23 protein-coding genes are annotated in these 18,063 nt (G+C 55.9%); 7 read left to right on the forward strand and 16 right to left on the reverse strand.

What is annotated here, in order from left to right; translation table 11 throughout:
- Nucleotides 1-44: 44 nt before the first annotated feature.
- Complete coding sequence (locus NIG5292_RS04685) at nucleotides 45-812, reverse strand: sulfite exporter TauE/SafE family protein (RefSeq protein ID WP_048598358.1); 768 nt, start codon at nucleotides 810-812, stop codon at nucleotides 45-47.
- A 182-nt stretch (nucleotides 813-994) separates the two neighbouring features.
- Between NIG5292_RS04685 and NIG5292_RS04690 the strand changes: the two genes are divergently transcribed.
- Together NIG5292_RS04690 and NIG5292_RS04695 are read left to right on the forward strand one after the other, a co-directional pair.
- Nucleotides 995-2,683 (forward strand): acyl-CoA dehydrogenase family protein, encoded by a 1,689-nt coding sequence (locus NIG5292_RS04690; RefSeq protein ID WP_048598359.1) that lies wholly within the window; start codon nucleotides 995-997, stop codon nucleotides 2,681-2,683.
- An 80-nt stretch (nucleotides 2,684-2,763) separates the two neighbouring features.
- Nucleotides 2,764-3,213: an META domain-containing protein gene (locus NIG5292_RS04695; RefSeq protein ID WP_082136647.1), complete on the forward strand. Its 450-nt coding sequence runs from the start codon at nucleotides 2,764-2,766 to the stop codon at nucleotides 3,211-3,213.
- Here NIG5292_RS04695 and recO read toward each other — a convergent pair.
- The 11 genes from recO to folK form a co-directional block, all read right to left on the reverse strand.
- Entirely contained in the window at nucleotides 3,210-3,956 is a 747-nt protein-coding gene (gene recO / locus NIG5292_RS04700; protein WP_048598361.1) for a DNA repair protein RecO, read from the reverse strand. The two genes, NIG5292_RS04695 and recO, sit on opposite strands and share 4 nt — an antisense overlap.
- Nucleotides 3,953-4,291: a DUF1491 family protein gene (locus NIG5292_RS04705; RefSeq protein ID WP_048598362.1), complete on the reverse strand. Its 339-nt coding sequence runs from the start codon at nucleotides 4,289-4,291 to the stop codon at nucleotides 3,953-3,955. The genes recO and NIG5292_RS04705 overlap by 4 nt, the downstream gene beginning before the upstream one ends.
- On the reverse strand, nucleotides 4,288-5,196 hold the full coding sequence (era, locus tag NIG5292_RS04710) for a GTPase Era (protein ID WP_048598363.1): 909 nt from the start codon (nucleotides 5,194-5,196) through the stop codon (nucleotides 4,288-4,290). Before era ends, NIG5292_RS04705 begins: the two co-directional genes overlap by 4 nt.
- Nucleotides 5,193-5,873, reverse strand: a complete 681-nt coding sequence (gene rnc / locus NIG5292_RS04715) for a ribonuclease III (RefSeq protein WP_048598364.1) — start codon at nucleotides 5,871-5,873, stop codon at nucleotides 5,193-5,195. Before rnc ends, era begins: the two co-directional genes overlap by 4 nt.
- On the reverse strand, nucleotides 5,870-6,652 hold the full coding sequence (lepB, locus tag NIG5292_RS04720; protein ID WP_048598365.1) for a signal peptidase I: 783 nt from the start codon (nucleotides 6,650-6,652) through the stop codon (nucleotides 5,870-5,872). The genes rnc and lepB overlap by 4 nt, the downstream gene beginning before the upstream one ends.
- 73 nt (nucleotides 6,653-6,725) lie before the next feature.
- Nucleotides 6,726-7,136 carry a holo-ACP synthase gene (gene acpS, locus NIG5292_RS04725; RefSeq protein ID WP_048598366.1) on the reverse strand — a complete coding sequence of 137 codons (411 nt, stop codon included), beginning with the start codon at nucleotides 7,134-7,136 and terminating at the stop codon, nucleotides 6,726-6,728.
- Between the two features lie 40 nt (nucleotides 7,137-7,176).
- Entirely contained in the window at nucleotides 7,177-7,923 is a 747-nt protein-coding gene (locus tag NIG5292_RS04730; RefSeq protein ID WP_048598367.1) for a pyridoxine 5'-phosphate synthase, read from the reverse strand.
- Nucleotides 7,924-8,001: 78 nt separating this feature from the next.
- Complete coding sequence (locus NIG5292_RS04735) at nucleotides 8,002-8,673, reverse strand: DUF2062 domain-containing protein (RefSeq protein ID WP_048598368.1); 672 nt, start codon at nucleotides 8,671-8,673, stop codon at nucleotides 8,002-8,004.
- 104 nt (nucleotides 8,674-8,777) lie between these two features.
- The gene (locus tag NIG5292_RS04740; RefSeq protein WP_048598369.1) at nucleotides 8,778-10,940 is read right to left on the reverse strand and encodes a RelA/SpoT family protein; all 2,163 of its coding nucleotides are present in this window, start codon (nucleotides 10,938-10,940) and stop codon (nucleotides 8,778-8,780) included.
- Nucleotides 10,941-10,955: 15 nt separating this feature from the next.
- Complete coding sequence (gene rpoZ, locus NIG5292_RS04745; protein ID WP_048598370.1) at nucleotides 10,956-11,312, reverse strand: DNA-directed RNA polymerase subunit omega; 357 nt, start codon at nucleotides 11,310-11,312, stop codon at nucleotides 10,956-10,958.
- 82 nt (nucleotides 11,313-11,394) lie between these two features.
- On the reverse strand, nucleotides 11,395-11,997 hold the full coding sequence (gene folK / locus NIG5292_RS04750) for a 2-amino-4-hydroxy-6-hydroxymethyldihydropteridine diphosphokinase (RefSeq protein WP_233488175.1): 603 nt from the start codon (nucleotides 11,995-11,997) through the stop codon (nucleotides 11,395-11,397).
- 120 nt (nucleotides 11,998-12,117) lie between these two features.
- Here folK and ispH point away from each other — a divergent pair, with 120 nt between their 5' ends.
- Genes ispH through rnhA form a run of 4 tightly spaced genes read left to right on the forward strand, consistent with a single transcriptional unit; the run spans nucleotide 12,118 to nucleotide 14,564 of the window.
- Entirely contained in the window at nucleotides 12,118-13,068 is a 951-nt protein-coding gene (gene ispH, locus NIG5292_RS04755) for a 4-hydroxy-3-methylbut-2-enyl diphosphate reductase (RefSeq protein ID WP_048598371.1), read from the forward strand.
- Complete coding sequence (locus tag NIG5292_RS04760) at nucleotides 13,065-13,517, forward strand: DUF3429 domain-containing protein (protein WP_048598372.1); 453 nt, start codon at nucleotides 13,065-13,067, stop codon at nucleotides 13,515-13,517. Before ispH ends, NIG5292_RS04760 begins: the two co-directional genes overlap by 4 nt.
- A complete protein-coding gene (locus NIG5292_RS04765) occupies nucleotides 13,514-14,104 on the forward strand; it encodes a class I SAM-dependent methyltransferase (RefSeq protein ID WP_048598373.1) in 591 nt (196 codons plus the stop codon). Before NIG5292_RS04760 ends, NIG5292_RS04765 begins: the two co-directional genes overlap by 4 nt.
- 1 nt (nucleotide 14,105) lies before the next feature.
- On the forward strand, nucleotides 14,106-14,564 hold the full coding sequence (rnhA, locus tag NIG5292_RS04770; RefSeq protein ID WP_048598374.1) for a ribonuclease HI: 459 nt from the start codon (nucleotides 14,106-14,108) through the stop codon (nucleotides 14,562-14,564).
- A gap of 14 nt (nucleotides 14,565-14,578) precedes the next feature.
- On the opposite strand, the gene NIG5292_RS04775 is transcribed toward rnhA, so the two are convergent.
- From NIG5292_RS04775 to def (NIG5292_RS04790), 4 genes are read right to left on the reverse strand one after another with little or no spacing between them, the layout of a single operon-like run.
- Nucleotides 14,579-14,818 (reverse strand): hypothetical protein, encoded by a 240-nt coding sequence (locus NIG5292_RS04775; protein WP_048598375.1) that lies wholly within the window; start codon nucleotides 14,816-14,818, stop codon nucleotides 14,579-14,581.
- Between the two features lies 1 nt (nucleotide 14,819).
- A complete protein-coding gene (fmt, locus tag NIG5292_RS04780; RefSeq protein WP_048598376.1) occupies nucleotides 14,820-15,731 on the reverse strand; it encodes a methionyl-tRNA formyltransferase in 912 nt (303 codons plus the stop codon).
- A 3-nt stretch (nucleotides 15,732-15,734) separates the two neighbouring features.
- On the reverse strand, nucleotides 15,735-16,238 hold the full coding sequence (gene def, locus NIG5292_RS04785) for a peptide deformylase (protein ID WP_048598377.1): 504 nt from the start codon (nucleotides 16,236-16,238) through the stop codon (nucleotides 15,735-15,737).
- A 9-nt stretch (nucleotides 16,239-16,247) separates the two neighbouring features.
- Nucleotides 16,248-16,769, reverse strand: a complete 522-nt coding sequence (def, locus tag NIG5292_RS04790) for a peptide deformylase (protein WP_048598763.1) — start codon at nucleotides 16,767-16,769, stop codon at nucleotides 16,248-16,250.
- Between the two features lie 110 nt (nucleotides 16,770-16,879).
- Between def (NIG5292_RS04790) and NIG5292_RS04795 the strand changes: the two genes are divergently transcribed.
- The gene (locus NIG5292_RS04795) at nucleotides 16,880-18,061 is read left to right on the forward strand and encodes a MalY/PatB family protein (protein WP_048598378.1); all 1,182 of its coding nucleotides are present in this window, start codon (nucleotides 16,880-16,882) and stop codon (nucleotides 18,059-18,061) included.
- Nucleotides 18,062-18,063 lie beyond the last annotated feature (2 nt).

Raw genomic sequence — 18,063 nt, forward strand, 5'->3', positions numbered from 1 at the left:
GCTGTGGCCCTGCCCCAAGCGGGCGGGGCCGCATGCAATCAGGGCTAACCCAGAACCCCGCGACGGATCAGGTTAAGCCCCGCCACAATCAAAACAATCAGGGTAATTTTGCGGAACTTGGCTTGATCCAGTTTTGATTGCACCGCCATGCCCGACAGCAAGCCAATGCCCGCAGGCACCAACATCAGTGCCGAAAGCGACCATGTTTGCGCATTGAAGATGCCGGACTTCAGGTGGGCCGATAAAAGCACCACAGAACCCGCGCCGTAAATCACGCCCTGCACGCGCAAGTTCTCACGCTTGGCGATATCGAGTGCGGTCAGATAAAGTACCGTAGGCGGCCCCCATGTGCCCGATAGCCCCCCAAGCGAGCCTGCAAAAAGCGCTACGCCAATCTCAACCGGGCGGCGGTTGCCCGGGTTGATGGACGGGCGCCAGCCGATCAGTTGCAACGTGGCAAAGAACGTCACAGGGATGCCCAAAATCAGATAAAGCACCCACCGTTCAAGCGATGTCACAAGCTGTGCAGTCACAAGGATCATCGACAAACAGATCAACAAATAAAGCCGGTGCTTCTTGGCCGATTCGTAGGCCGCGCGAATACCAGTGCGGAAAGCCTGCAACAAATTGGAGGCAACCGTTGGCAGGATCAGCGTGGCAATTGCCAATTCGGGCGACAACAGCGTGCCAAGGCCCGAAACCATAATCATCGGCATCGCAAACCCCACGGCACCTTTGACAAATCCCGCAAGCAGGCCGATCATCACAAAAGCGAAGATAATAAGCGCGGGTTGTTCAAATAGAATTGTCATAGGGGCAGCTTTATCGGATTGCGCGGCAAACAACAGCAGGCAAATTCACTGCCAACACTGCCCTGTAAGGCGCCAATCCACCGCGACACATTTGTGCGCAAGGTGTAATTTTTGCGAATTATTATTGCGCTGCGAGTGCAAAGTGCGTATGCAGAAACTCAGTTTTGAAAAGGATGCTTCTCATGGCCCATGACGGACAAGATATGACCCTCACGCAAGCTACTGTTCTGCCTGATCTTTTGGCACTGACGGCGGATGCTATCGCGCCCTGCGAAAAAGTGCTGGAGACCGCGAAAGAATGCCTTCGTGCCACAGTCACGGACGGCGATCGCATCAGCGGTGCGTTGATTGAGCAAAACCAGACGGCGGCGCATGGGCTGGCGTGGTTGGCCACATATGTAGAGGCCCTGCGCCAAATGCAGAACTGGGCCGAGGGTTTGCAAGCATCCGGCACATTTGGTGAGACCGAACAGTTGCTTCATCAGATCGCCTTTGGTGAATACCTGTGGCAAATCTACGGTGGCATCCCGATGAACCAAGGCGAGATCCTGCGCCTGCAAGACATCGGCATGACCCAAGAGCAAATGGGCGCGCTGATGACGCCTGCGGTGATGAAGCTGACCCAGAGCGGCAACACCCAAGCCGCACGCAGCCGCCTTGTGGAACTGATGCAGGAGCAATCCGCCAACATCACCGTTGGTGCCTCTGGGCTGGATGAAGAGCTGGAGATGATCCGCGAGCAATTCCGCCGCTATGCGGTTGAGAAGGTTGAGCCCTTTGCCCACGAATGGCACCTCAAAGACGAGTTGATCCCTATGGAGATCATCGAAGAGCTGGCCGAGATGGGTGTGTTCGGCCTGACCATTCCCGAAGAATACGGCGGGTTTGGCCTGTCCAAAGCGTCTATGTGCGTGGTCTCCGAGGAGCTTTCGCGCGGCTATATCGGCGTTGGCAGCCTTGGCACCCGTTCTGAAATCGCAGCCGAATTGATCATTTGCGGCGGCACAGAAGAGCAAAAGCAAAAGTGGCTGCCCCGTTTGGCAAGCGCTGAGACGTTGCCCACAGCCGTCTTCACCGAGCCGAACACAGGCTCTGACCTTGGTGCGCTGCGCACACGTGCGGTCAAAGATGATAACGGTGACTACGCGGTGACCGGCAACAAGACGTGGATCACCCACGCCACCCGCACACAGATCATGACCCTCCTTGCGCGCACGGACCCCGAGACAACCAACTATAAAGGGTTGTCTATGTTCATCGCCGAGAAAACCCCCGGCACCGAGGAAAACCCCTTCCCGACCGAAGGCATGACCGGCGGCGAGATCGAAGTGCTGGGCTACCGCGGCATGAAAGAATACGAACTGGCGTTCGATAACTTCCACGTCAAAGGCGAGAACCTTTTGGGCGGCACCGAAGGTATGGGCTTCAAGCACTTGATGGAGACATTCGAAAGTGCACGCATCCAGACCGCAGCGCGGGCCGTTGGTGTGGCTGCATCTGCGCTGGACGTCGGGATGCAATACGCGCTGGACCGTAAACAGTTCGGCAAGGCGTTGATCAACTTCCCACGCGTTTCCAGCAAATTGGCAATGATGGCCGTTGAAACCATGGTCGCCCGCCAGCTGACGTATTTCTCAGCCAATGAGAAAGACGAAGGCCGCCGCTGTGATCTTGAGGCGGGGATGGCGAAACTTTTGGGCGCGCGGGTTGCGTGGGCTGCGGCCGACAACGCGTTGCAGGTCCACGGCGGCAACGGTTTTGCGCTTGAGTACAAAATCAGCCGAATCCTGTGTGATGCACGCATCCTCAACATCTTTGAGGGCGCTGCAGAAATTCAGGCACAGGTTATTGCGCGCCGCCTTTTGGGATAGGCCGCTTAGCCAAACACATCTGACATGCAAAGCCCCTGCCAATGTGCGGGGGCTTTTACGTTTGCGGCGCACACAAGGATATGAACTGCCGGCACTTGCCGCCCAATGTGTCAGCAGTAAGGTGCCTGCATGAAAACCGTCTGCCCTTCGTTCTTTGTGCCTCACTTGCGGCCTGTGCTGCTAACGAAACCATTACGGCTTATGGTGCCGGTGACCGCGTTTGGCGTGTGAGCGAAATAAACGGCGCAGCTTTTGACGCGGCCGCAACGATCAGCTTTGCCGCAGCGGGAACCGTGACAGGTACGGCGCCGTGCAACACATTCACCGCACGCCAGATGGCGCCTTACCCTTGGATTGAACTTGGTCCCATCGCGGCGACAAAGCGCGCCTGCCCTGACTTGGCGCAGGAAACTACGTTCTTTGAGACCTTGAGCGCGGTAAATACTGCAGATGTTCTGGGAGGCACGATGATTTTGACGGCCATCACCGACGGTGAAACCACAGCGCAGATGGTACTGGAAGCGCGCTAAGGCGATGCCTCTGTTTGGGCTACGCGGCGCAGTGCATCCATCAGGCGGGCGCGTGCAGCAGGGACAGGCTTGCCCCCTAGGTTTTTCGCCAATTGGGTTTCCAGGAAATGCCCCGTTACTTTTAGTGCTTCGCAAATTTCGGTTGTGCTGGCGTCGCCTTCGCCCAACAGAACAGGTGGCAGTGGCAGCAATTTGGAGGCGTATTCGCCTGCTCCTTTTGCTGTCACAGCCCGCCCCGTTTTGGGGCTGACAAAGGCCAAACCTTCTTGCGCACCGGTCACAGCGCAAGCGCTTAGATCAAGCCCGTAGCCCGCTGTTTCAAGCAGCATCATTTCCCACTGAAGATAAGCCAGCGGCCACACATCATCTTGCCCCAGCAAATCAAGAAGAGCCGTGGAGCGCGCGTAAAACTCGGCGTCCCCCTCCCCTTCCGCCAATGAAAACGCCAGCAAAGACGTGACCGCCGTGAGCCCCGCCAACGCAAAGCGGTTGTTCATGGCAATGGCCGCGCGGCTGCGCTGTGGCTCAACGGTGAAGGCCCCAAGGTGTTCGGCCAAACGTGCTTTCCAAGTGACGTCAAGTTGCGCGCCAGCTTGCAACACCGGCGTCATTTTCCGGCTAGACGCGCCGCGTACCACACCTGAAGCCAGACCGTGTTCGGCGGTAAACACTTCAATGATCGCAGCACTTTCTGCGTGGCGGCGCACCGATAGCAAAACGCCCTCGTCACGCCACGTGATCATTCGCTTAGACCCGGCTCATCCAGCAAATGGCGGCCTTGCCGGTCTTCGACCTCAATCACCCAAAGGTCAGGATCAAAGCCACGCTGTTTGCTTAGTGAAGCATCCACATCACGTTCGTCGCCCTCGGCCAGAATGACCCAATTGCGGTCACCCGTCATAATGTCAAAGCTGCGTTGGTAGGCCGTGGCCTTACCATCAAGGGTATTCATCTTGATCAAAATCGCCCCTGCGGTCAGATCACCTTTGGCCACCACAAACGCGGGAATATCCATCAGGCGCAGTCGCGTCAGATACGCCCCCACCCACACATCTGCGGTGAGACGGGCCAAACTCATAGAGCGCCGTCTTTGAAATCAAGCCCCATTTCGGAATAGCGCTCGGATTCTTCAAGCCAGTTTGGACGCACTTTTACTTGCAAAAAGAGGTGCACTTTGCGGCCAACGAATTCTGTCAGCTCTTCACGTGCCGCTTTGCCAAGCGCTTTGATCGTCTCGCCGCGGTTGCCCAAGACGATGCCTTTGTGGCCATCGCGCATCACATAGATCAGCTGATCAATGCGTACCGAACCATCTTCGCGTTCTTCCCATTTTTCCGTCTCTACGGTCATTTGGTAAGGCAGCTCTTGGTGCAAGCGAAGGGTCAGTTTTTCGCGGGTCACTTCGGCTGCAATCATACGCATGGGCAGGTCAGCGATCTGATCTTCGGGGTACAAGTACGGACCCTCCGGCACGACACCCGCAAGCCATGATTTCAGCGTGTCAGTACCGTGGCCTTTTTCGGCACTGATGAGGAAAGTTTCTTCAAAGGCAAACAATGCGTTCAACTCTTTGGTCAGCCCCAGCAGAACATCCGCTTGAACACGGTCGATCTTGTTGATGGCAAGGGCAACGCGTTGTGTACCCTCGCGCTCTGACAAGCTTTCGATGATCTGGCGAACCCCGTCCGTGATGCCACGGTGAGCTTCGATCATAAGAACAACAATGTCCGCATCCGCAGCCCCACCCCACGCGGCTGTAACCATCGCGCGGTCAAGGCGGCGGCGCGGGCGGAAAATACCGGGGGTGTCCACGAACACAATTTGGCTGTCGCCTGACATGGCAACACCGCGAATACGGGCGCGGGTGGTTTGTACTTTGTGGGTCACGATGGACACTTTCGCGCCAACCATGCGGTTGAGAAGCGTGGATTTCCCTGCGTTGGGCTCTCCGATGAGGGCCACAAATCCGGCGCGTGTTGTCATGGTTTTACCTTTTCCAAAAGCGCCTTCGCGGCGGCTTGTTCGGCGTTGCGTTTGTTGCCTGCGGTGGCCGTCGCGGCCTCGCCGCTGGCCAGCTGTACTTCGATTGTGAAGACCGGCGCGTGATCAGGGCCACTACGTGATACTTCACGGTAACTGGGTGGGTTCTGCTTAAGGCTTTGCGCGTGTTCTTGCAGCGTTGTCTTGGCATCGCGGGCATCGGCCTCAACGGTTTCGACCCGCTTGCCCCAAAGGCGCAAAATAGTGCTGCGTGCGGCTTCGAAACCACCATCACGGTAAATCGCGGCAATTACCGCTTCCATTGCATCACCCAGAAGGGCCTCTTTGCGGCGTCCACCAGACAGCATTTCGGAGCGGCCCAATTTCAGCACTGCACCCACATCAATGTCACGGGCCACGGCGGCACAGGTTTCTTTGCGCACAAGCGCGTTGAAGCGCGGCGCAAGTTTGCCTTCGGCGGCGGCACGATCTGCATCAAGAAGGGCTTCAGCCATCACAAGGCCCAAAACACGGTCGCCCAGAAACTCGAGCCGCTGGTTGTCATCGCGGTTTGGCGTGGACATGGACGAATGGGTAACGGCCCGCACCAAAAGGTCGGGCCGTTCAAAGGCGTATCCCAAACGGGTTTGGAATGCTTTCAGATCTGCGCTTAGCTTCATTGCAACTTCTTAAAGAAACGGTCCGCGCGCCATGTCCAAAAGAACAACATAGAGCGACCTTGTGAGCTGAAGATAACGCGGTCGGCGCGACCGATGAGATACTTGGCGGGAACAAAACCAACGCCCCCAAGTGACTGCGGAAAGCGGCTGTCAGATGAGTTATCGCGGTTGTCGCCCATGAAGAAATAGTTGCCTTCAGGCACTGTGTAGACGGGTGTGTTATCGGCGCTGCTGACGCGCACATCCAAGATTGAATGTGACGAACCATCAGGCAGAGTTTCGATATATTTGTCTTTAATGCAATCCGCGCCAAGACCAACCGACCCCTTGCAAGCGGGCAATCGTTTTTGCGGACCTTGGGCTTCGAACACCTCAACAAACTCACCAGCGGCTTCAATGCCCACGGGGGTGTCGTTGATGTGCAGCACCGCGTTTTTCATTTGAATGCGGTCGCCCGGCATCCCCACAACGCGCTTGATGAAATCAGAGTTGTTCACAGGGTGGCGGAACACCACAATATCACCGCGCTCGGGTTCAGAACCAAAGATGCGATCTGGAATGGGGCAGGCAGAAAATGGACAGGAATACTGTGAATACCCATAGGCCATCTTGTTCACGAACAGAAAATCACCGACCAGCAGCGTGTCTTTCATAGAGCCTGACGGGATCCAGAACGGCTGAAAGAACAGGGTGCGAAAGACGCCCGCAATCAGCAAAGCATAGACAACGGTCTTGATGGTCTCGCCGATGCTATCTTTGGCTGTGTCTTTTTTGGCCATAAAAGAGGTCCGATCTGTAAAAATGAGTTGGGGCTAGATGGGCCGCGAGGGCACGACTGTCAAGGTTTGCAGCTTATCCGCGGGCGGAAACGGGCCGCGCCTCAATCACAACGAAAGCCTGTGCCCATGGATGGTCATCAGTTAAGGTTACATGAACAATCGCTTCATGCCCGTCGGGCGTCATTGCGGCGAGGCGATCTTTGGCCCACCCCGTCACATGCATCACGGGCTGGCCTGTGCGCAGATTGCTCACGGACATGTCTTTCCACGCAATCCCCATGGCCAATCCCGTACCAAGTGCCTTGGAACACGCTTCTTTGGCGGCCCACCGTTTGGCGTAGGTGCCAGCAATATCTTTGCGGCTTTCAGATTTGCGTTTTTCTTCATCCGTAAAGACGCGGTTTTTGAACCTGTCGCCAAACCGATCAAGCGTGCCTTGAATACGCTCTATGTTCGCCAAATCCGTGCCAATCCCAAGGATCATGCGCCGCACTCCCAATGGGCGAAATATGTGTCGCCGGTCTTCACAGTGTGCGCGCGACATCCATCAGGCGGCGCATTTCAGCCATCGCATCGGGCAAACCGCGGAAGATTGCCTCGCCAATAAGGAAATGACCGATGTTAAGTTCTTTGACCTCGGGCAATGCGGCGATGGGGCTGACGCAGCCATAGGTCAGACCGTGGCCTGCGTGGACCTCAAGCCCGAGGCTATGCGCGTAACTGGCCATGTCAGTCAGCTTGGCCAGTTCCGCGTCACGGGTCAGCAAATCACCTTCGGCAAAAGCGTCACAATAGGCACCCGTGTGCAGCTCAATCACCTCTGCACCAATCCGGTGCGCCGCATCAATTTGGCGCGGATCAGCGGCAATAAAGATTGAAACGCGCGAGCCAGCTTCGCGCAGCGGCGCGATATAATGGGCAAGGCGGTTTTCCTCGCGGGCTACTTCAAGGCCACCTTCGGTTGTGCGTTCTTCGCGCTTTTCGGGCACAATACACACCGCATGGGGTTTATGGCGTAGCGCGATTTGCTGCATCTCATCAGTGGCGGCCATCTCAAAGTTAAGCGGCACCGTAAGCGCCTCCATCAATGCTTCGATATCCGCGTCACCAATGTGGCGGCGATCTTCGCGCAGGTGTGCGGTAATGCCGTCGGCGCCCGCCTCTTGGGCGACAATCGCCGCACGCACAGGATCAGGCACAGTACCACCACGGGCATTGCGAACAGTCGCAACGTGATCAATGTTCACCCCAAGGCGTAGTTCCTGTGTCATCTCGCTGATCCCTCTGCACATCGTGTGATGTGGACATTAGGAGAAACCCGTGACGGTGCAAGGGGCGAAGCGAAAGAGTCACGGATCGTGAGGCTGACCTTCAACTTTTTTGGCCGCAGCCTTCTGTGCTGCTTTCTCGCGGATTTCGGCAAGTTTCTTTTTCAGCATACCCTTGCGGCGGTTCTTATAAGCCCGAATGACTGGCACGCTAAGAAAATAACAGGCGTAGGCACAGATCACGCCAGGAAAGATACCACCCACAAGATAGGGATAAAACACTTCTGCAAAAAAGACGTGAAGCCCATGCCAGTCCGCAACGCGGTCCGAAAACAGAGCCGTAAAATTGTGCGCAAGATCAAGAAACGCATCGGCAAATTTACCGCCCAGTGAGCGTTCAACATCGATGACAGTGCCAGTACCGAGCAAGAAATGCCCTGTCCCTAAGGACGCAGCCCCAATGGGGATATAGGTAAGCGGATTGCCAAAAAACGTACCCAGCAATGCCGCCAGAATGTTGCCGCGCATGGCCTTGGCAAGGCCTGCCGCGATCAAGAAGTGCAACCCGTAGAACGGCGTGAAGGCCGTGAATACGCCCGCCCAAATACCGCGGGCAATTGTTTCCGGCTCATCGGGCAAACGGCGCAAACGGTGTTTTACATAATGAAACGCGCGCGCCCAACCGCCGCGGGGCCACAAGAACTCGCGCGCAGTGCTCAGCCAAGACCGTTTATCGCGGCGTTTGAAAATCAAAATATGTCCTTCGTTGCTGGCCGATGTTCAGCACATATGTTTGGTGCGACTTTACTCAACCCACCTACTAATAACAGACCCCAGTTCGCGTTATGGGATTTGCCTTAATGGACCGTGTTGCTGGCCCCTGTCCCTTTGCCGACCTTACGCGGCACGTTATCACCGCGCATCCGTGCGATGTGCGCAACGCTGGTGTCTGCCTCAAGTGCGGTGCAAACCGCGTGCATGTGACTGACGTCTCTTAGCTCAACATCAATGATCAAACGGTAAAAATCAGGGGTGCGTTCCTCAAATGTGATGTTTGAAATATTTGCGCCGCGCTCGCCGATAAGCGTACATAGACGGCCCAAAACACCCGCATCATTGGCGATGGTCAGCTCAATTGTTGCACCGTAAATCGCAGCATGCGGCCCCTCGTGCCAATGCAGATCAACCCAGCGATCACTGTCGTCATCGGTCAGTTGGGTAAGCGTGTTACAGTCAATCGCGTGAATCGTAACACCCTCACCAAGGGTGGTTATGCCCACAATCCGCTCACCCGGAAGCGGTGCACAGCAGCCCGCACGCCGGAACGTTTGATCCGCACGCAAGCCAACAACAGCACGGTTGCCTTCGACAATTTCACCCGTTTTTGTGGCCAACTCAGGGAACAATACCTGAATGACATCGCGCGCGGTGATCTGCGCGGCACCAAGCTGCGCAAGCAATGTATCGCGTCCGCCGAGCCCCATGGTTTTAGCGGCTGTGGTCAATGCTTTATCCGTTGCTTGCTTGCCGATGTGTTCAAACCCAACGCGCGCAAGTTCTTGGCCAAGCTTGATGTAGCGCTCTGTGTCTTCTTCGCGCAACGCACGGCGAATGGCAGAGCGCGCCTTGCCGGTTTGCGCAATTTCCATCCATGTGGCTTCAGGTTTTTGGCCCTCGGCCGTGATGATCTCAACGGATTGACCGTTTTTGAGGCGGGTCCACAGCGGCACGCGCAGGCCATCAATTTTGGCGCCGACACAGGCGCTGCCAATCCTTGTGTGGATTGCATAGGCAAAATCAATCGGGGTCGCACCGCGCGGCAATTTGAACACGTCGCCCTTTGGAGTGAAGCAAAACACCTGATCGGAATACATTTCCAGCTTTACGGCCTCAAGGAACTCATCGTGATCCTCGGCCTGCTCAAAACGCTCTTTCAGACCCGCAACCCATTTTGCCGGGTCAACGGCGAAGGGGTTATTTGAGCGCACACCGTCGCGGTAAGACCAGTGAGCGGCCACGCCATCTTCGGCCACATCGTGCATTTGGTGGGTGCGAATTTGCACCTCAACGCGCTTACCATCACGTCCAGAAACAGTGGTGTGCAAGCTGCGATAACCGTTAGATTTGGGCTGGCTGATGTAGTCTTTGAAACGTCCGGGAATAGAGCGCCAGCGACGGTGGATGATGCCCAGAATTTGATAGCACTCAGCCTCGGACGCACAGACAATTCGAAAGCCATAGATGTCAGACAGGCGGCTAAACCCTTGGTCTTTTTCCTGCATCTTGCGCCAGATCGAGAACGGCTTTTTCGCGCGCCCAAAAACATCAGCCTCGATGCCTTCTTTCTTCAACTCGATGCGCATATCACCGGTGATCTGATGGATCACATCGCCAGTTTCTTTTTGCAGGCGAATAAAGCGGCGGATAATGCTGGCGCGGCCTTCGGGGTTCAGCACTTTGAAGGCCAGATCTTCAAGCTCTTCGCGCATCCATTGCATACCCATACGGCCCGCAAGAGGCGCATAAATGTCCATGGTTTCGCGGGCTTTTTGGGCCTGCTTTTCGGGGCGCATGGATTTGATCGTGCGCATATTATGGAGACGGTCAGCAAGCTTCACGAGGATCACGCGGAAGTCTTTGGACATCGCCATGAACAATTTGCGGAAATTCTCGGCCTGCTTTGTCTCGGTGCTGGTCAGCTGAATATTGGTCAGCTTGGTGACACCGTCCACCAAATCCGCCACCTCCCCAGAGAAGAGCTTGCTGACCTCCGTATAAGAGGCATCCGTGTCTTCGATAGTGTCATGCAAAAGCGCCGTGACGAGCGTGGCGTCATCAAGACGCTGCTCAGTCAAAATGGCGGCAACAGATACAGGGTGCGAAAAATAGGGTTCACCTGAATGGCGGAACTGACCTTCGTGCATGCGCAGGCCGTAATCGTAAGCCCTGCGCAGCACATCTTCGTTCGTATGTGGATTATAGCTGCGGACCAGCGCGATCAGGTCATCGACTGGGATCATCTAGCAGCTAAGCCCTTACTTTTGATCTTGAGCTTCCATCAACATGGCGCGCAGAAGGTCTTCTTCCGCCATATCGTTTTCTGCCGGTTTGTCAGTTTCCTGACCCATCAGAAGCGCCATATCATCATCTTCTGCTTCGTCGACTTCGATCTGGTTCTGGTTGCTCTCGATCAGACGCTCGCGAAGATCATCCGCTTGCTGTGTCTCATCAGCAATCTCACGCAGAGAAACGACAGGGTTTTTGTCGTTGTCACGGTCCACAGTGATGGGCGCCCCGCTCGAGATTTCGCGGGCGCGATGTGCAGCCAGCATAACCAAATCGAAACGGTTCGGAACCTTATCAACGCAATCTTCTACGGTAACGCGCGCCATCAGGCAGCCCTCCAAATTGAGAAAAATCCATGAAGAATAGGCAACTAGGGCAGATTCCCTTTATTTGCAACTGAAAACTAGCTCAAATGCGCCATTCTTCGCCAGAGCAGATCAGCGACACCTCTGCGGTGTCTTCTACAGAACAGCGCGCAAGCATCTCTGTCACCGTTTGCCCCACCACAGGGTGGCACCATGTTGGCGCAACGTCCGCGAGCGGCACAAGGACAAACGCCCGCTCGTGCAAACGTGGGTGCGGCAAGATCAATTGGTCCGGCGCGCGTAGTTTCTGGGTTTCAAGCGGCAGGTTTTGCCAGTGATCAAATGTCGCCAGATCAGGGGCAACCTGTGTTCCAAGCGCCAACAGATCAAGATCAAGCGTCCGCTGGCCCCACCGCTGCACACGCTGGCGGCCAAAATCGGCTTCTATTTTATGCAACGCCTTCAGCAGAGAGGCTGCTGGCAAATCAGTGAAAAGCGCCAGCGCGGCGTTGACATAATCAGGGCCCGCCCCCGCCGGAAAGCAAGGCGCTGCGTAAAGACCGCTTTGTTGCACTGGACCCAAAACGCGCGCCACTTCGACCGCTGCGCGTTCGATAATCATGCGGCTGGTTTCAGCCTCGGTCTGCATGTTGCTGCCCATGGCAATCAAACACACGGTCGGCTCGGTTTTGGTTTGTGTCGCCACAGTGACGGCCCCTTAACAATTCTTGTCTCTTCTAACGCACACCACAGCAGCATTTTCAATCCGCCCCTAGACGCCACCACCGCAAAACGCATAGTTTCTGGGCAATCGTTGGAGACCTTCATGACCAAAGCGCCGCTTACTTTATACCTTGCAGCCCCACGCGGCTTTTGCGCCGGCGTGGACCGCGCCATTAAGATCGTCGAAATGGCGATCGAGAAATGGGGCGCACCTGTCTATGTTCGCCACGAGATCGTTCACAACAAGTTTGTTGTCGACACCCTGCGCGAGCAAGGCGCGGTTTTTGTTGAAGAACTGGATGAATGCCCAGATGACAGGCCGGTCATTTTCTCAGCTCACGGAGTGCCAAAGTCAGTGCCTGCCGCCGCCGCAGCCCGTGAAATGGTGTATGTGGATGCAACCTGCCCACTGGTGAGCAAAGTGCATATCGAAGCACAGCGCCATGCAGACAACGGATTGCAAATGGTCATGATCGGTCACGCCGGACACCCCGAAACAGTAGGCACCATGGGACAGCTACCCGACGGTGAGGTGATACTGGTTGAGACTGTCGACGACGTGGCCCGCATCGACGTACGCGACCCCGATCAGCTTGCCTTCGTGACCCAAACGACCCTATCGGTCGATGATACCAAAGACATCGTTAAGGCGCTGAACACACGTTTTCCCAACATTGTTGGACCACATAAAGAAGACATCTGTTATGCCACGACTAACCGCCAAGAGGCCGTCAAAGCTATGGCGCCGAAATGCGATGCAATGTTGGTGGTGGGTGCGCCCAATTCCTCGAACAGTCAGCGCCTTGTTGAGGTTGGTCGCAAAGCGGGCTGCACCTATTCCCAACTTGTGATGCGCGCTGAAAACATTGATTGGCGCGCACTTGAAGGGATTAAGAGCATTGGCATCACCGCAGGTGCATCAGCCCCGGAAGTGCTGATCAACGAGGTCATTGATGCGTTCAAATCACGCTTTGATGTGACCGTTGAGCAAGTTGTCACGGCAGAAGAAAACGTTGAATTCAAAGTGCCGCGCGTGTTGCGAGAACCTGCATGATGCAAATCCCGCGTTCTGCCCTGTTGCTTGGTTTGGCTGGTGTGATCCCGTTTGCTTGGGGTGCGCTGACAACCGTGAACGCCGATCTGCAAATTTGGGGCAGCGTCAACTTAGGCCCACGCTTTGTTGGGCCTTACGTGCAGCTTTTCTATGGCTCAGTCATCTTGTCATTCATGTCGGGCGTGCTTTGGGGATTTGCGGCCAAAACAACAGGACGCATGGCAACGGCGGGATACGCCCTTTCGGTCATTCCAGCGCTTTGGGCATTTTTCATGACCGGTGGCGGGCCTACGTCTGCGGCGACATCCCTAATCTTCGGGTTCCTTGGGTTGCTATTGCTTGACTGGTTCTTTTGGCGGCTTGGGTTGGCACCAAGCTGGTGGATGAACTTGCGCGGATTACTGACCGCACTGGTTGTAGGCTGCCTTGCAGTCGGAGTTTACGCGTGAGCGACCCTGAAACGATCGCCACCTACGATGCACGTGCGACGGCCTACGCTGAGCATTTTTCCAACACTGCGCCCGATGCTGATCTGCAGGCGTTTATTGACGCGCTGCCGGACGGCGGGGACGTTCTTGATCTGGGATGTGGGCCGGCACATTCCGCCGCAATGATGCAGCGCGCAGGCCTGTGTGTTACCGCATGGGATGCCAGTGCTGAAATGGTGGCATTGGCGCGTCGATTACACGGGATTGAGGCCGAGCAGAAAACGTTTGATGCGCTTGAATACCAACAAACCTTTGATGGTGTCTGGGCGAACTTCAGTTTGTTGCACGCCCCACGCCAAGATTTCCGGCGCCACCTTAAGGCCATTCACGCGGCACTAAAGAATGGTGGCTTGCTGCATCTTGGCCTTAAAACAGGCACAGGCAGCAAGCGCGACACATTGGGGCGGCTTTACACGTTCTTTACCCCTACCGAATTGACTGACCACCTGCACAGCACAGGCTTTACGCCAATCGCGTCTCGACAGGGTCGGGAAGTCGGGCTAGCAGGCACAGAAGATCCCTTCATCATCCTAAGAGCAACGCGCTGATATGGCCCAAATCTATGCATATACGGACGGCGCGTGCAGCGGAAACCCTGGCCCTGGCGGATGGGGGGCGATCCTTATCGCCAAAGACGGTGACACGGTGCTGAAAGAACGCGAGTTGAAGGGTGGTGAAGCGCAGACCACCAACAACCGCATGGAGCTTTTAGCAGCCATTCATTCACTTGAAGCGCTAGAGCGGCCCGCCGTGGTCACGGTGGTCACGGACAGTGCCTATGTGAAGGGTGGCATCACCGAATGGATACACGGTTGGAAACGTCGCGGCTGGAAAACTGCCGCGAAAAAGCCCGTGAAAAATGTCGAACTGTGGCAGCGCCTTGATGAAGCAGCCGCCCGGCATTCAGTGACTTGGGAGTGGGTCAAAGGCCACGCAGGGCACCCTGAAAACGAGCGCGCAGATGAGCTTGCCCGCGCAGGCATGGAGCCGTTCAAGCAGCGCAGCTAAACTTTGGCCAAGTATTACCTACGCCAATGCCACGGGACAATCACCAGCGCGCCAATGCTTGAAACAATCGCATTCACGCCCGGGCTGCCGAAGCTGACACCAAACATGACCCGCAGCATGAAAAATGCCACCGTCCCGCCGATACAAATGATGATAGAAGGCACATAGCCGTTGTGCGTAAAGCCTGACTTTTCGGCGATATACCCAACGACACACGCAATAAACAAAGACCCGAAAAAGGCAAAAAACGCCATACTAGCTCCCTAATGACGAGGGAAGCGGCTTCCCTCGTAAGAACTCATCCACATCTTGCGCTGACTTGCCAGCCCTTTGCGCCCGACCGATCTGTACGGCCCCCTCACCGCAGGCAACTGTAAAGCCCCCAAGCACCTGACCGGCTTGCGCGGTATCGCGAGCGTCATCAGCAACACGGCTTTCCAACAGCTTCACACGCACACCATCCGCCATGGTCCACGCACCGGGAAACGGCGATAGGCCACGGATTTGGCGATCAATCTCGATCGCGGTTTTGGACCAATCAATCTCCGCCTCTGCTTTGTCGATTTTATGGGCGTAGGTCACGCCATCCTCGGGCTGTGGCGTCGGGATTAAATCATCAAGTTGAGCGAGCGCACTTACGATGGCCTGCGCACCGATGTCTGATAAACGATCGTGCAGCGCGCCAGTCGTTTCACCAGCAGCAATAGGTGTCTCGTGCCGCGACAACACAGGCCCTGTATCAAGCCCCGCTTCCATCTGCATAATGCACACACCGGTCTGCGCATCACCGGCCATAATCGCGCGGTGAATTGGGGCAGCACCCCGCCAACGGGGCAGCAGACTCGCGTGGATGTTCAGACATCCTTTTTCAGGCGCATCCAGCACGGCCTGCGGCAGGATCAAACCGTAGGCAACCACCACGGCAACCTCTGCCTGATGCGCTGCAAACTCGGCTTGGGCCTCGGGCGTGCGAAGGCTTACGGGATGATAAACAGGCAATCCCAAGGCGTCGGCCCGTGCGTGAACCGGTGTGGGGCGGTCTTTTTTACCGCGCCCCGCGGGACGAGGCGGCTGACAATAAACGGCTGCAATCTCGTGTCCTGCATCTACCAACGCATCCAGAATAGGCACAGAAAAGTCTGGCGTGCCCATAAATACAATACGCATGGCTTACCCCTTTTGAGCTTTGAGCGACTTCTTGATCAGCATATCGCGCTTGGGCCGTGACAAGCGGTGAATAAAGAGCCTGCCTGCAAGGTGATCAATCTGGTGCTGAACAGATGTGGCCCACACATCGACCAAGTCACGCTCTTGCGCCACGCCGTCGCGGTCAAGATATGCAACTGTCACAGCGCGCGGGCGCTTCACCACGGCACTTACAAAAGGCAAATTCGGACTGGCCTCTTCGTGCTCACGCAGCACGCCACTGGCTGCAACAATACGCGGGTTTGCCATGCAAATCGCTTGGCCACGTTTGTCACTCGCATCAACAACGGCGAGGGCCTGCATCACACCAATTTGTGGCCCCGCAAGACCAACGCCGGGCATTGCGTCCATTGTCTCGATCATGTCGTCCCAGATGCGGCGGGTCTGATCGGTTACAGCCTCAACAGCGGCGGCTTTGGTCAGCAAGCGGCGGTCAGGCCACATAACAAACGGACGGATCTGCGCCATGTCTGGTCTCTACCCCCGCGCCAATTCGCGCTTAAGCTTTTGCATCTTACGGGTAATCATTTGCCGTTTGAGGGGGCGCAGGTAATCGATGAACAGCTTGCCGTCCAAGTGATCAATCTCGTGCTGAACACAAGTTGCCCATAGACCGTCAAATTCTTCTTCGTGGGTCTGCCCGTCAAGACCAAGCCAACGCACAGTCACAACCGCAGGGCGCTCAACTTCGGCGTATTGCTCGGGGATCGACAAGCAGCCTTCGTCGTAGACACCAACATCATCGCTTTCGGCGATCACTTCGGGGTTCATCATTACCAGCGGCCGCGGTTCTTCACCCTCTTCTTTGACGCAATCCAGAACAATAATCCGCTGCAGCACACCAATTTGGTTGGCAGCAAGGCCAATGCCCGGGGCGTCATACATCGTCTCAAGCATATCATCGGCGAGCTTGCGCAGCTTATCAGTGACGGCCTCAATTGGCTCTGCCACTTTCTTAAGACGGGGATCAGGATGGATCAGGATGGGTAAAATGCTCATGTGCGGCACATAAGACATCGCCGCTTTGCTTGCAATCACCCCGCAGGCAATACAATCACGGTGGGCGCGGCTAACACTGCCAGTGTTATATGTAATCCGGAGAGACCCCCATGAGCTTTGACGAAATCATCGACCGCCGCGGCACCCATTCAGTGAAGTGGGACATGATGGAAAGCATCTATGGCGTTTCTGCTGATGAAGGCCTTTCGATGTGGGTGGCAGACATGGATTTTGCGGCGCCCCAGTGCATCCAAGACGCCATCCAGAATATGCGTGACCACGAGGTATACGGCTATTTCGGGGATGACAGTAAATATACAGCCGCCATTCAATGGTGGATGAAAAATCGCCACGGCTGGGACGTACAACCCGAGTGGATTTTCACGACCCACGGGTTGGTCAACGGTACCGCCATGTGTGTGGATGCCTTTACAAACGAAGGCGATGCGGTGGTTCTGTTCACCCCCGTCTACCACGCCTTTGCCCGCGTCATCAAAGCCGCAGGGCGGACAGTAACCGAACTTGAATTGACCCAAACGGATGGGAAATACACCCTTGATTTCGACGCATTTGAGGGGGCGATGACGGGGCGCGAAACCATGATGATGCTCTGCTCACCGCATAATCCCAGCGGACGGGTCTGGACGCATCAAGAGCTGACAGACATCGCGCATTTCGCCAAACGTCACGACTTGATCGTGGTCAGCGACGAAATTCACCACGATCTTATTTTGTCACCAGACGCCCAGCACATCCCCTATCAACACATCGCCCATGAAACAGATACTGTCGCGCGCACGGTTATGATGACGGCGACAACAAAGACCTTCAACATCGCAGGATCCCACTCGGGCAATGTAATCATTGAAGATGCCTCGTTACGCGCAAAATTTGCCGCGCGCATGGCCGCACTTGGTATTTCAGCAAACAGCTTTGGCCTGTTTATGGCGACTGCCGCCTACTCACCGGAGGGGGCGAAATGGGTCGATGAAGTTTGTGCCTATATTGCCGAGAACGCCCGTATTTTCGACGAGGGCATCAACGCAATTCCGGGGCTAAAATCCATGCCCCTTGAAAGCACATATCTGGCTTGGGTAGATTTTTCAGGCACGGGAATGACCCGCGAGGAGTTCACCAAACGGACCCAAGACGTGGCAAAGATTGCTGCCAATCATGGACCTACTTTTGGTAAGGGCGGCGAGAATTTCTTACGCTTCAACATCGCTTGTCCGCGCAGCACGGTGCATGACGCAGTCGCACGGATGCAGCGCGCGTTCAGCGACCTTCAGTAGAA

This window comes from Nereida ignava (genome assembly GCF_001049735.1).
Classification (GTDB): Bacteria; Pseudomonadota; Alphaproteobacteria; order Rhodobacterales; family Rhodobacteraceae; genus Nereida; species Nereida ignava.